The sequence below is a fragment of the Streptomyces sp. RK9 genome, assembly GCF_045070545.1.
Taxonomy (GTDB): Bacteria; Actinomycetota; Actinomycetes; order Streptomycetales; family Streptomycetaceae; genus Streptomyces; species Streptomyces alboflavus.
In genome coordinates, this window is sequence record NZ_CP173704.1 from 2,224,563 (window position 1) to 2,237,304 (window position 12,742).

Consider the following 12,742-nt stretch of genomic DNA (forward strand, 5'->3'; position numbering starts at 1 on the left):
CAGTACGGCGTGTGGCCCCGCTCCGGACGTACCCGGAGTCGGGGCCACACGCCGTACGGGTCCGTCAAGGCCCGGCCGGTCCCAGGTGGGCCCGGCGAGGGCTCAGTACATCTCCGCCCGCTCCCTGCGCACCGAGTACAGGACGAACCCCGCACCCAGGCCCAGGAACGCCGTGCCACCGGCCACGTACGGAGTCGTGTCGATGCCGCCGGAGTCGGCGAGGCGGTCGTCGCTGTGGGCTGTCTCGTGCGTCGAGCTCGCCGAGTGGCGCGCGATGTCGCCGGGCGAGCCCGGTGACGCGGTCGCCTTCGCGGAGGGGACGAACCACAGGGCGCCGAGCAGGGCCCCGGCTGCGGCTGCGGTCAGCAACGGTCGACGTGCGATCACGGGAAACGGATCCCCCTTGTGGAGCTGGCGAATTGGCCGTCTGGGGCGATGCTAGTGAAAGGCGCGGGTCGCGGGAAAGCCGCGCCGGTCCCGGGCCGTACGCTCCGGCGTATGAGTACGGACGAGACATCACGCTTTGTGCGACTGCGCGTCGAATTGGTGGTCGAGGTCGAAGGACCCGAGGACCTGCGCTCCACCGCCCTCGGGCGCATCGCCCGGGACACGTACATGCCGGAGGACGAGCGGGCGCACGCCCAGGCCACGGTGAAGGAGGACGACGCGGAGGCGCTCGCCTACCTCGTGGACCCCGTGGACCTCGTCGGCGACATCCCCGGCGTGGAGCTGACCCAGGCCTCCTGGAGCAGCGAGGTGATCGACTACGACCCCGATTCGCCGGATTGGGACCCCGACGAGCATGATGACGCCGAGGACGGCGACGAGCCGTAGCCGCGGCGGGCGTACAGCGCCCCGGGAAGCGCTTTCTGAAATGGGGAGCCCCGGGCGGCAACCGCCGCCCGGGGCTCAGTCGTCTCCTGAACGCACGGCCGTCCCGGCCGCACCGCCGACGTGGCGTTCACCACATCTTCGGCAGAAATGGAACGGGATGCACCGGGCAAGGCGTTAGGCGGGGTTACGGGGGGACCCGCGGGGTCTTGGGGATTCGGCGACGATGGAGAAGCGTGTAATGACGGACAGTAAGCGGCGCAGGGGTCTGATGGCCGTGTCCGCCCTGGTCGGCGGGGTGCTTGTGCTCTCCGCCTGTAGCGACGACGGCGGCGACAAGGGCGGCTCGGGCAGCGGCAAGAAGTCGCAGAACCAGGTCGACGAGGCGGCGGCCGAGAAGACCTCGGAAGCCAAGATCGAGATCGCGCCGAAGAACGGCTCCGACAACACCGGCATCAACAAGGACGCCAAGGTCACCGTGAGCGAGGGCACGCTCACGAGTGTCGTCATGAAGGCGGAGGGCGGCGCCGCGGTCGCGGGCGACATATCCGCGGACAAGAAGAGCTGGAAGCCCAGCGGCCAGCTGGAGCGCGCCACCACCTACAAGATCGCGGTGACGGCGAAGGACTCCGAGGGCCGCAAGGCGCACGAGAACTCCTCGTTCACCACAGTCTCGAAGGCCAACAGCTTCATCGGCAGCTTCACGCCGGAGGACGGCTCGACGGTCGGCGTCGGCATGCCGGTGTCGATCAACTTCGACAAGGCGATCACGAACAAGAAGTCCGTGCAGTCCAAGATCCAGGTGTCCTCCAGCAGCGGCCAGGAGGTCGTCGGGCACTGGTTCGGCGGCAACCGCCTGGACTTCCGCCCCCAGGACTACTGGAAGGGCAACTCCACGGTCACCCTGAAGCTGAACCTCGACGGCGTCGAGGGCGCGGAGGGTGTCTACGGCGTCCAGCAGAAGACGGTCACCTTCAAGATCGGCCGCAACCAGGTCTCGGTCGTGGACGCCAAGACCAAGCAGATGAAGATCATGCGGGACGGCAAGGTCGTCAAGACCATCCCGATCTCCGCGGGCTCGCCGGAGAACAAGACGTACAACGGCAAGATGGTGATCTCCGAGAAGTTCAAGGAGACCCGGATGAACGGCGCCACCGTCGGCTTCACGGACAACGACGGCAAGGGCGAGTACGACATCAAGGACGTGCCGCACGCCATGCGCCTGTCCTCCTCCGGCACCTTCATCCACGGCAACTACTGGGGCTCGCCGTCGATCTTCGGCAACGCGAACACCAGCCACGGCTGCATCGGCCTTCAGGACGCCAAGGGCGCGGGCGACAAGTCGAAGCCCGGTGCCTGGTTCTTCAACAACTCGATCACCGGTGACGTCGTGGACGTCCGCAACACCGGCGACAAGACGATCGCTCCGGACAACGGCCTCAACGGCTGGAACATGAGCTGGGCGCAGTGGAAGGCGGGCTCCGCCGTCTGACCGGCGCACCCCTTTCGCCCACGCGCAGTGGCCCGCACCCCACCGGGGTGCGGGCCATCGTCGTGTCCGTGGTGTTGCGGCACCATGTTGAACCGGCCAACAACACCAACTAATCACTTCTGTCTCATAGTTGAGCAGATATCGTCCCCCTCGACATACTGCGTGACTCAGTGCTTTCACCTTGAGGGGGAAACTTGCTCAGACAAGTACAGAAAGCGAAGAGACCGGTCGCAGCGCGGCGTGCGGCCGCTGCCGCCGTCGCCACCGCCGCGGCCGTGGCACTCGCGGCGGGCATGACCAGCCCGGCGCAGGCCGACCCGGACGCGGCCCGCCAGGGCCGCACGACAGGCACCGCGGCCGACGAGGTCAGGGTGCCGGTACGCCACCACGTCACCCTGCTCACCGGCGACCGCGTCACCCTCGACAGCTCGGGGCGCCCCATCGCGTTCGACCCCGCGAAGGGCCGTGAGCGGATACCCGTGCGGACCACCCAGCGGGACGGCCACATCCTCGTCGTACCGGCGGACGCCCAGCGTCTGATCGCCGACGGCACGCTCGACCAGCGTCTGTTCGACGTCACCGAGCTGAGCAAGAAGGCCAACCGCACCGCACAGAAGCAGGGCCTGAAGGTCATCGTCGGCTACAAGGGCGCGGCGGGCGCGGCCAGGGCCGAGGTGCGCGACGCGGGCGGAACCAAGCTCCGCCGCACCCTGAAGACCCTCAACGCCGACGCGGTCCAGACCCCCAAGCGGGACGCCGCCGAGCTGTGGCAGGCCCTGACGGCCGAGCGGGACGGCGCGCGCACGACCGCCGCGGGCATCAGCCGCGTCTGGCTCGACGGGGTGCGCAAGGCCAGCCTGGACAAGTCCGTGAAGCAGATCGGCGCCCCGAAGGCCTGGGAGGCCGGGTACGACGGCAAGGGCGTCAAGATCGCCGTCCTGGACACCGGTGTCGACGCGACTCACCCCGACCTGAAGGAGCAGGTCGTCGGGGACAAGAACTTCACGCCCTCGCCGGACACCAAGGACCGCGTCGGGCACGGCACGCACGTCGCGTCCATCGCGGCGGGCACCGGCGCCAAGAACGCCGCGTACAAGGGCGTGGCGCCCGGCGCCAAGGTCCTCAGCGGCAAGGTCCTCGGGGACACCGGCTCCGGCGACGACTCGGGCATCATCGCGGGCATCGACTGGGCCGCGGCCGAGGGCGCGGACGTCGTGAACCTCAGCCTCGGCGGCGGTGACACCCCGGGTGTCGACCCGCTGGAGGCCGCGGTCAACAAGGTCTCCGCCGACAAGGGCATCCTCTTCGCCATCGCCGCGGGGAACGACGGCTCGCCCCGCTCGGTCGGCTCGCCCGGCAGCGCGGACGCGGCGCTGACCGTCGGCGCGGTCGACGACAACGACAAGCTGGCGCCCTTCTCCAGCCAGGGCCCGCGCGTCGGGGACGGCGCCATCAAGCCGGACGTGACCGCGCCCGGCGTCGGCATCACGGCGGCCGCCGCGCCCGGCAGCGAGATCGAGAAGGAGGTCGGCCAGAAGCCCGAGGGCTATCTGACGATCTCCGGTACGTCGATGGCGACCCCGCACGCCGCGGGCGCCGCCGCCCTGCTCAAGCAGCAGCACCCCGACTGGAAGCAGCCGGAGCTCAAGGGCGCCCTCACCGCGTCCACCAAGGGCGGCAAGTACACGGCGTTCCAGCAGGGTTCGGGCCGCATCGCCGTCGACCGGGCCATCAAGCAGACGGTGATCGCCGACCCGGTGTCGGTCAGCTTCGGCACCCAGCTGTGGCCGCACACCGACGACAAGCCGGTCACCAAGAAGGTCACCTATCGCAACCTCGGCAAGGACGAGGTCACCCTCGACCTCACCGCCGAGTCCCTCGACCCGAAGGGCAATCCCGCGCCGGACGGGTTCTTCACGCTCGGCGCGAAGAAGGTCACCGTCCCCGCGGGCGGCACGGCCTCCGTGGATGTCACGGCCGACACGCGCCTCGGCGGGACGGTCGACGGCGCCTACTCCGCGTACATCGTGGCGAACGGCGGCGGCCAGAGCGTCCGCACCGCCGCCGCGGTCGACCGCGAGGTCGAGTCGTACGACCTGACGGTCAAGCACATCGGCCGCGACGGACAGCCCGCGAAGCACTACAACACCTCGCTCGTCGGCCTCTCCGGGCTCGCCGAGGATCAGTTCGTCCCGGTGTTCGACGAGTCCGGGACCGCCAAGGTCCGGGTGCCCAAGGGCGGTTACGTCCTGGACGCCGGTGTCCTCGTCGACCCGCGGGACTTCACCAAGGGCGCCGACTGGATCGCGCAGCCGAAGCTCGACGTCACCAAGGACGCGACGCTGACGGTGGACGCCCGCACCGCCAAGCCGGTCGACATCAGCGTGCCGTCGTCCGCCGCGAAGTCCGTGTTCGCCTCGCCCAGCTACGAGATCACCGCGGGCGGCAACGGCTACGGCTTCGGCTGGTGGCTGGACTCCTACACCGGTCTGCGCAGCGCGCACCTCGGCCCGCAGGTCACCGACGGCTCGCTGCTGCAGAAGTGGGAGGGGCACTGGACGAAGGGCGAGAAGGCGCAGTACAGCACCGTCGCCGGCGGCCCCGTGAAGAAGCTCGCGACCGGCTTCACGCGTGAGTACAAGGACGCCGACCTCGCCACCGTGAAGGCGGGCCTCGGCGCGTCCTCCAGCGGCAAGCAGGCCACGGTCACCGGCTACGGCCGCCTCCCCGGCAGCTTCAGCGCCACCGGCTTCAGCGCCCCGCAGAAGGCGCCGAGCACCCGCACCCTGTACGTCTCCACGGACGACAAGGTCAAGTGGGGCCTGGAGTACGAGCAGCGCGGCGGCGTCGGCGATGACGGCTGGCCGATCATCGACGCGCAGTACACGCTGGGCAAGCCGCAGACGTTCGCCGCGGGCAAGACGTACACCAAGACGTTCAACACGGCCGTCATCGGGCCGCGCGTCGGCGGTGAGTTCGGCGTCGTGCGCGACGGCGACAAGCTCAGGGGCTATCTGCCGGTGTTCGCCGACGGCAAGACCCACGCGGGCGGCTCGCTCTACACCTCGGTGAAGACGACGCTGACCCGCGACGGCACCCAGGTCGGCACCAACGACGACCCGCTGACCGGCGAAAAGCCGTTCACGGTCCCCGCCGGTGACGCCGAGTACAAGCTGTCGACGTCCGTGAAGCGTTCGGTGGCCGTGTCCGCGGCCTCCACGCGGGTCGACGCGAGCTGGACGTTCCGCTCCAAGAAGACCGCCTCCGCCACGAAGCTGCCCGTCTCCGGCGTGCGCGTCGACGCGGCGGTCGGCCTCGACAGCCGGGCCCCCGCGGGCGCCAAGCAGTCGGTGCCGCTGAAGGTCACGGGCGCGGCGGCCGGGAACAACCTCAAGTCGCTCCACTTCTACGTGAGTTACGACTACGGCCAGCACTGGGGGGACCCGCTGAAGGTCACCGACGGCAAGGTCGAGGTCAAGAACCCGGAGAAGGGCAAGGGGATCTCGTTCCACGCCAAGATCACGGACAAGAAGGGCAACAAGTCCACGATCTCGATCTACAACGCGTACTACGGGAAGTGACCTTCCCGCCGGGGGAACCCACCTGATTCCCGCGGACAGTTGAAGGAGTGTGAGGAGCGGCTCCCGGGGCCCGACAGGCCCCGGGAGCCGCTTCCCGTTTTCCGGAACACACTTCGACGGCAGGGGGAATCTTGCGACAGCACAGGAAGAAGGCGTACGCGGCCGTGGTCGCCGCGCTGCTCGCGGCGGGGGTGGTCGGGCCCGCGTCGGCGGGAGCGGACGGCGGGGCACAGCCCCGGGGCCACCAACGGGCGTCCGGGCAGGCCGGGGCCGTGCACCGGCTGACCCTCGTCACCGGCGACCGGGTCACCGTCGACGGCAGGGGCCGCCTGGTCGGCTTCGTGCCGGCCGAGGGGCGCGAGCGCATCCCCGTGAGCACCAGGACCGTGCGGGGGCACGCCCTCGTCCTGCCGTACGACGCCGAGCGGCTCATCGCCGACGGCAAGGTCGACCAGCGGCTCTTCGACGTGTCGGAGCTGACGAGCCGGGCGAACCGGCGGGCCCAGGGCGAGGGCCTGAAGCTGATCGTCGGCTACGAGGGCAGCGCGCGCGGCGCCAGGGCCGGGGTCCGCGCGGCGGGCGACACCGCCGTCCGCCGCACCCTTTCGTCCCTGAACGCGGACGCCGTGACCACCCCGAAGCGGGACGCGGCGGCCCTCTGGAAGACCCTCACCGGCAAGCGCGGCACCGCGTCCGGCGTCAGCCGCGTCTGGCTGGACGGGACGCGGAGGGCGAGCCTGGACAAGAGCGTCCGGCAGATCGGCGCCCCGAAGGCGTGGGGCGCCGGGTACGACGGCAGGGGCGTCAGGATCGCCGTCCTGGACACCGGCGTCGACGCCACGCACCCGGACCTGAAGGGGCAGGTCGTCGGGGCCAGGAACTTCACGCCCTCGCCGGACACCGAGGACCGCGTCGGGCACGGCACGCACGTCGCGTCCACGGCGGCCGGTACGGGGGCGAAGTCGGGCGGGACGTTCAAGGGCGTCGCACCGGGCGCGAGGGTCCTGAACGGCAAGGTCCTGGACGACGACGGCAGGGGCAGCGACTCCGGGATCGTCGCGGGCATGGAGTGGGCGGCCGCGCAGGGCGCCGACATCGTGAACCTGAGCCTCGGCGGCGCCGACGACATCGGCGTCGACCCGCTGGAGGAGGCCGTCAACACGATCTCCGCCGAGAAGGGCGTCCTGTTCGCCGTCGCGGCGGGCAACGAGGGCTACCGCGGCTCCATCGACTCACCGGGCAGCGCGGACGCGGCGCTCACCGTCGGCGCGGTCGACGGCAAGGACAAGCTCGCGGGCTTCTCCAGCCAAGGGCCGCGCGCCGGTGACGGCGCGGTCAAGCCCGACGTGACCGCGCCCGGCGTCGGCATCACGGCCGCCGCGGCCCCCGGCAGCGAGATCGAGAAGGAGGTCGGCCAGAAGCCCGAGGGCTATCTGACGATCTCCGGTACGTCGATGGCGACCCCGCACGTCGCGGGCGCCGCCGCCCTGCTCAAGCAGCGGCACCCCGACTGGACGGCGGCCGACCTCAAGCGGGCCCTGACGTCGTCCGCCTCGTCTGCCTCGTCCGCCTCGTTCGCGAAGGGCGGCACGTACACGCCGTACCAGCAGGGCTCCGGGCGCGTCGCCGTCGACAGGGCCGTCGGGCAGACGGTGGTCGCCGACCCGGTGTCGCTGAACCTCGGCGCCCCGAAGTGGCCGCACACCGACGACAAGCCGGTCACCAGGAAGGTGACGTACAGGAACCTCGGTACGAAGGACGTCACCCTCGACCTCTCGGTGACCGCCACCGACCCGAAGGGGCGTCCGGCCCCGCGCGGCTTCTACACGCTCGGCGCCAAGAAGGTGACGGTGCCCGCGGGCGGGCGCGCGGCGGTCGCCCTGACGGCCCGCACCAGGCTCGGCGGAGCGGGGCACGGCACCTACTCCGCGTACGTCGTGGCGAAGGGCGACGGCCAGTCCGTGCGCACGGCCGCCGTGGTGCAGCGCGAGGGGGAGACGTTCGACGTGACGCTCAAGTACGTCGGGCGGGACGGCAAGCCCGCGCGGTTCTACTCGTCCGGCCTCCTCGGCCTGAGCGGGCCCGCCGCTGACGCGGACTTCGAGGTCCACGACGTCTCCGGAACGGTCGAGCTCCGGGTGCCCAGGGGCGGTTACCTCCTCGACGCCAAGATCTACCAGGACCCGCAGGACGCCGCGAAGGGCGTCGACTGGCTCGCCCGGCCGAAGCTGGACGTCACCAAGGACATGACGCTGACGGTGGACGCGCGGAGGGCCGAGCCGGTGGACATCACGGTGCCCGACAGGCACGCCAGGCAGGTGTCCGGCTTTCTCCAGCTCGTCCTGCCCGACGACATGGGCTCGGGAGTGAACGTCGACTCCTTCGCCGAGGTGCGCACCGCGCACCTGGGCCCCGCGGTCACGGACGGCTCCCTGCACCAGCAGTGGTCCGGGCACTGGATCAAGGGTGACGACGAGCAGTACGACATCCTCGTCGGCGGCAGGGCCGACCGGCTCGCGACCGGCTACACCAAGCACTACGAGGCCCGCGAACTCGCCACGGTGAAGATGCGTCTGGGGGCGTCGGCCCAGGGCAAGAAGGGCGTCGCCGGCGTCCACGGGTGGCTGCCCGACGGCAGCGGGATCGCCTCCGGCTGGAGTGTGCCGCAGCGCGCCCACAGCACCCGTACGTTCCACCTGTCCACCGCGGACAAGGTGGCGTGGGACTCGGTCTTCGACCAGCTCGTCGAGAACGAGAACGGCGACCTGGCCTCCGAGGCGACGTACTTCCTCTTCGCGCCGGAGACGTTCAGGGCGGGCAGGACCTACACGAAGGCGTTCAACACGGCCGTGTTCGGGCCGCGCCTCGGGCACGACCACGGGATCTCCCGCGAGGGCGACAGGATCACCGGTCACGTGCCGGTGGTCTCCGACGGCGAGGGGCACGAGGGCGGGTCGGTCTTCTCCTCGGTGCGGACGACCCTCTACCGCGACGGCCGCAGGATCGCCACGAACAGGGACCCGCTCTCCGGTGACGAGTCCTTCAAGGTCCCCGCGGCGGCCGCCGACTACCGCCTGACCACGTCCGTACGGCGGGACCCGCGCGTCGCGCCCGTCTCCTCGCGCGTCGACGCGAGCTGGACGTTCCGCTCCCAGAAGGCGAGCGGCGAGGTCCGGCTGCCCGCCTCCACGGTCCGCTTCACGCCGAAGGTGGGCCTGGACAGCCGGGTACCCGCCGGGGTCACCCAGTCCGTTCCCGTGACGGTCCAGGGCAGCGCCGCGGGCGGGAACCTCAAGTCCCTTGCCGTGTACGTCTCCCACGACCGGGGCCGCACCTGGAAGAAGGCGACGGTCCGCGACGGCCGGATCCCCGTGCGGAACCCGGCCGCGGGCAAGTCGGTGTCCTTCCGCGCCGAGGTCGAGGACAAGAAGGGGAACAGGGCGACGGTGACGATCCGCGACGCGTACATCGGGAAGTAGCCGGTTCTAGGCCTCCGCCCGGTTCTAGGCCTCCGCCCGGTCCTGGTCCTCCGCCCGGGTCCTAGTCCTCCGCCTGGTCCTGATCCTCCGCTCCGCGGCGCCCCGCACCGAACGGGCTGTCGATCAGATAGCGCCAGTACCCGTCGGCGCCCCGGCGCGCCACGTCCGTGGCGGTGGCCGCCACCTTCCCGCCGATCTCCCAGTCGACGAGCAGGAGCGCGATGTCGTCCACGACGTGCACGCGCCGCGGCGTCACGGAGATGGGCAGGCCGAGGGCGAGGAACGGGGCGTTCTGCGCGGCGATGGCGTCGGCGCCGCGCACGGGGGCACCCGACTCGGGGACGAAACAGGCCCCGGGTTCGTACAGCTCACGGACGGCGTCGGCGTCGCCGCTGTTGAACCGCTCGGCGAACGCCGTCGGGACGTCCTCGGGGCGCTGGGGCAGGATGAAAGTGCTCATGACCGGCACAGTAGGAGGCGCGCCCGTGGCTCACCGAACGGTAAGGCAGGCATCCCCGGCCCCCGGGGAGCCGCGCCCCGGCCTGCCCGACGACCCCCGCGCCCGCGTCACCGCGCCCTCCGCCGAGTGCCCCGTCGAGGTCACCCTTGCGGCGCTGCGGGGGCGCTGGACGACGCTCCTGGTCCGCGAGTTGCTCACAGGTGACGTGTACGCGTACAGCGAACTGGCCTCCGCCCTCCCGCAGTTGTCCGACAAAGTACTTGTGGAGCGGTTGACCCAGCTGACCGACGCCGGGGTCGTCCGGCGCACGCGGACGCCCGGCTGGCCGCCCGCCGTCACCTATGAGCTGACTTCGCACGGCCGGGAGTTGGGTCAAGTCCTGCAAGCACTCTGGGACTGGGGCGCCAAGGCCCCGGCCGCCAGGGAGTAAGGAAGCCGTCGCCCCATGAGCGCCCACACCGTCGAGTACATCCGCTACCGCGTCCCCGAGGACCGCGCCGCCGAGTTCCTCGCCGCGTACACCCTCGCCGCCGTCCCGCTGGCCGCCGCGCCGCAGTGCGTGGACTACGAACTCACGCGCTGCGAGGAGGACTTCGAGCACTTCATCCTGCGCATCACCTGGACGTCCACGAAAGACCACCTGGAGGGCTTCAGATCCTCCCAGCAGTTCCAGGACTTCTTCGCGCACATCCGTCCCTACGTCGAGAACATCGAGGAGATGCGGCACTACACGCCGACGTCCGTGCGCGGGTCCGGCGCCTCCACGCCGACGCTGTACGCGTGGGCGGGCGGCGCGGAGCGCTTCGACCGCCTCACCGAGGTCTTCTACGAGAAGGTGCTCGCCGACGACCTGCTCGCGCCGGTCTTCGCGGGCCTCGCGCCCGAGCACGCCGCGCACGTCGCGCAGTGGCTCGGCGAGGTCTTCGGCGGCCCCGCGGCGTACTCGAAGGAGAACGGCGGCGACGGCGCCCACGCCCACATGGTCGGCAAGCACGTCGGCAAGGGCATCACGGAGCCCCAGCGGCGCCGCTGGGTGAACCTCATCCAGGACGCGGCGGACGAGGCGGGCCTGCCGACGGACGCGGAGTTCCGCTCGGCGTTCCTCGCGTACGTCGAGTGGGGCACGCGGCTCGCGGTCTACTTCTCGGGCCCGGACGCGGCCCGCCCCGCCAGCCAGCCGGTGCCGCTGTGGAACTGGGGGGCGGCGCCGCCGTACCAGCCCTGATCCCTCGGTCGGGGAACGAGCGGGCGGGCGCGGGCGCGCGGCGGGTACCGTGAAGACGGGCCCGCCGCGCGGCCGGGCACCATACACGCGCAAGGGAGTCGCAGCATGAGTGCGCAGCCGATTGAGCCGTACAGGTCGACAGTCACGTACGACGAACTCCGTGCCCTCGCTGACGGCATAGTGACTGAGGCGGATCGGCGTGGCATGCGTGTGCGGGCAGACATCAGCGAGCAGGGGATCAAAGTCCACATGATGAGTCCGTCCAACCCTCACGCGGACATCGTGCAGGAGGTCGTCTTCCAGGTTCGCTCGCAGGACGCTGACGCCATCGCTCCCGTCGAGAACCGCGTGCATCACCCCGGGCTCGGCCTGTGCCGCACAGCAGACCTCATGATTCTGACGACGGATGCCCGTCAGCGGCAGACCGACGACTTCGCGACCTTCGCCCCCGACGTGGCCGTGGCCGTAGAGGTAATTTCCCCCTCGAACCCCGGCAACGACTACATCACCAAGCTCCGCGACTACCCCCGCATGGGCGTTCCCGTCTACGTGATCATCGACCCCCGGGACGGCACGGTCACCGTGCACTCAGGCCCCGACTCGGCCAGTGGCGAGCCCCGGTACGCCGACAACCCGCGCCGCTACAAGTTCGGCGACGCCGTCCCGATGGGCGCGTGGACCATCGAAACCGCGAAGTTCCCCCGGTACCGCGTCTGACCCGCCGGACGGCCGCCCGCCGGAGGGCCTACGGGACCCTCCGGCGCTCCGGATCCACCGCGTCCACACCCCAGCTCGCCAGCAGCTGCAAGCCCTCCGCCGACGGCGACCCCGGCTCCGCGTGGTACGTCACCAGCGTCTGTTCGTAGTCGTCGGGCAGGCGCATGGACTCGAACGACAGGGTCAGCTCGCCGACCAGGGGGTGGCGCAGGCGCTTGACGCCGTGGCCCTTCTCGCGCACGTCGTGCTCGGCCCACAGCCGCCTGAACTCCTCGCTCTTCACGGAGAGTTCGCCCACCAGGGCGGAAAGCAGCGGGTCGTTCGGATAGCAGCCCGCCTCCATCCGCAGGAAGCTGACCATGTCCGAGGCCTTCTGCTGCCAGGTCTCGTCGAACAGCGTCCGCATGTCCTCGCTCAGGAACGTGAGCCGCGCCCAGTTCCGCTCCTCGGGCGGAAGCAGCCCCCAGTCGCCGAAGAGCGCGGCCGCCAGCCTGTTCCAGCCGAGGATCTCCGAGCGCCGCCCGAGGGCGTAGGCGGGGACGCCGTCCATGGCGTCCATCAGGTGCTGCACCGCGGGCCGCAGGTGCTGGGGCCGTGTCGCCTTCTTCTTCTTGTGGGCGGTCGGCCGCGCCAGGTGCGTGAGGTGCGCGTGCTCGGCGTCGCTCAGGCGCAGGGCGCGCGCGATGGAGTCCAGGACCTCGCCCGAGACGTTGCGGCCGTTGCCCTGCTCGAGGCGGGTGTAGTACGCCACCGACACCCCGGCGAGCTGCGCCAGCTCCTCGCGCCTGAGCCCCGGCACCCGCCGGTGCCGCCCGAAGCTGGGCAGGCCGACGTCGTGCGGCTGCAGCCGGGCCCTGCGGGTGCGCAGGAACTCGCTCAGCTCGGCGCGCGGGTCGAGGGTCTCCGGCTGCCGCCGGGGGGTGGGCGCGTTGTCGTCCATGATGTCCAGTATTCCGT

The 12,742-nt window shown here is 71.0% G+C and carries 10 protein-coding genes; 7 read left to right on the forward strand and 3 right to left on the reverse strand.

Annotation, left to right across the window (positions count from 1 at the left end; translation table 11 throughout):
- Positions 1–102: 102 nt before the first annotated feature.
- On the reverse strand, positions 103–387 hold the full coding sequence (locus AB6L24_RS30220; protein ID WP_405660477.1) for a hypothetical protein: 285 nt from the start codon (positions 385–387) through the stop codon (positions 103–105).
- A 111-nt stretch (positions 388–498) separates the two neighbouring features.
- Between AB6L24_RS30220 and AB6L24_RS30225 the strand changes: the two genes are divergently transcribed.
- The 4 genes from AB6L24_RS30225 to AB6L24_RS30240 all read left to right on the forward strand — a co-directional run bounded on the left by AB6L24_RS30225 (position 499) and on the right by AB6L24_RS30240 (position 9,383).
- Complete coding sequence (locus AB6L24_RS30225) at positions 499–834, forward strand: hypothetical protein (RefSeq protein WP_405660480.1); 336 nt, start codon at positions 499–501, stop codon at positions 832–834.
- Between the two features lie 238 nt (positions 835–1,072).
- The gene (locus AB6L24_RS30230; protein WP_405660482.1) at positions 1,073–2,323 is read left to right on the forward strand and encodes an Ig-like domain-containing protein; all 1,251 of its coding nucleotides are present in this window, start codon (positions 1,073–1,075) and stop codon (positions 2,321–2,323) included.
- Between the two features lie 293 nt (positions 2,324–2,616).
- Positions 2,617–5,904: a S8 family peptidase gene (locus AB6L24_RS30235; protein ID WP_405663440.1), complete on the forward strand. Its 3,288-nt coding sequence runs from the start codon at positions 2,617–2,619 to the stop codon at positions 5,902–5,904.
- Between the two features lie 131 nt (positions 5,905–6,035).
- Positions 6,036–9,383: a S8 family peptidase gene (locus AB6L24_RS30240; RefSeq protein ID WP_405660484.1), complete on the forward strand. Its 3,348-nt coding sequence runs from the start codon at positions 6,036–6,038 to the stop codon at positions 9,381–9,383.
- 61 nt (positions 9,384–9,444) lie between these two features.
- Here AB6L24_RS30240 and AB6L24_RS30245 read toward each other — a convergent pair whose 3' ends face one another.
- The gene (locus AB6L24_RS30245; RefSeq protein ID WP_405660486.1) at positions 9,445–9,843 is read right to left on the reverse strand and encodes a YybH family protein; all 399 of its coding nucleotides are present in this window, start codon (positions 9,841–9,843) and stop codon (positions 9,445–9,447) included.
- Positions 9,844–9,868: 25 nt separating this feature from the next.
- Here AB6L24_RS30245 and AB6L24_RS30250 point away from each other — a divergent pair, with 25 nt between their 5' ends.
- From AB6L24_RS30250 to AB6L24_RS30260, 3 genes are all read left to right on the forward strand, one after another.
- Complete coding sequence (locus AB6L24_RS30250) at positions 9,869–10,273, forward strand: winged helix-turn-helix transcriptional regulator (protein WP_405660488.1); 405 nt, start codon at positions 9,869–9,871, stop codon at positions 10,271–10,273.
- Between the two features lie 15 nt (positions 10,274–10,288).
- Complete coding sequence (locus tag AB6L24_RS30255; protein WP_405660491.1) at positions 10,289–11,068, forward strand: group II truncated hemoglobin; 780 nt, start codon at positions 10,289–10,291, stop codon at positions 11,066–11,068.
- 204 nt (positions 11,069–11,272) lie between these two features.
- Positions 11,273–11,785, forward strand: coding sequence for a Uma2 family endonuclease (locus tag AB6L24_RS30260; protein WP_405660493.1), 513 nt, complete (start codon positions 11,273–11,275; stop codon positions 11,783–11,785).
- Positions 11,786–11,813: 28 nt separating this feature from the next.
- On the opposite strand, the gene AB6L24_RS30265 is transcribed toward AB6L24_RS30260, so the two are convergent.
- Complete coding sequence (locus AB6L24_RS30265; protein ID WP_405660495.1) at positions 11,814–12,725, reverse strand: helix-turn-helix transcriptional regulator; 912 nt, start codon at positions 12,723–12,725, stop codon at positions 11,814–11,816.
- Positions 12,726–12,742: the final 17 nt, after the last annotated feature.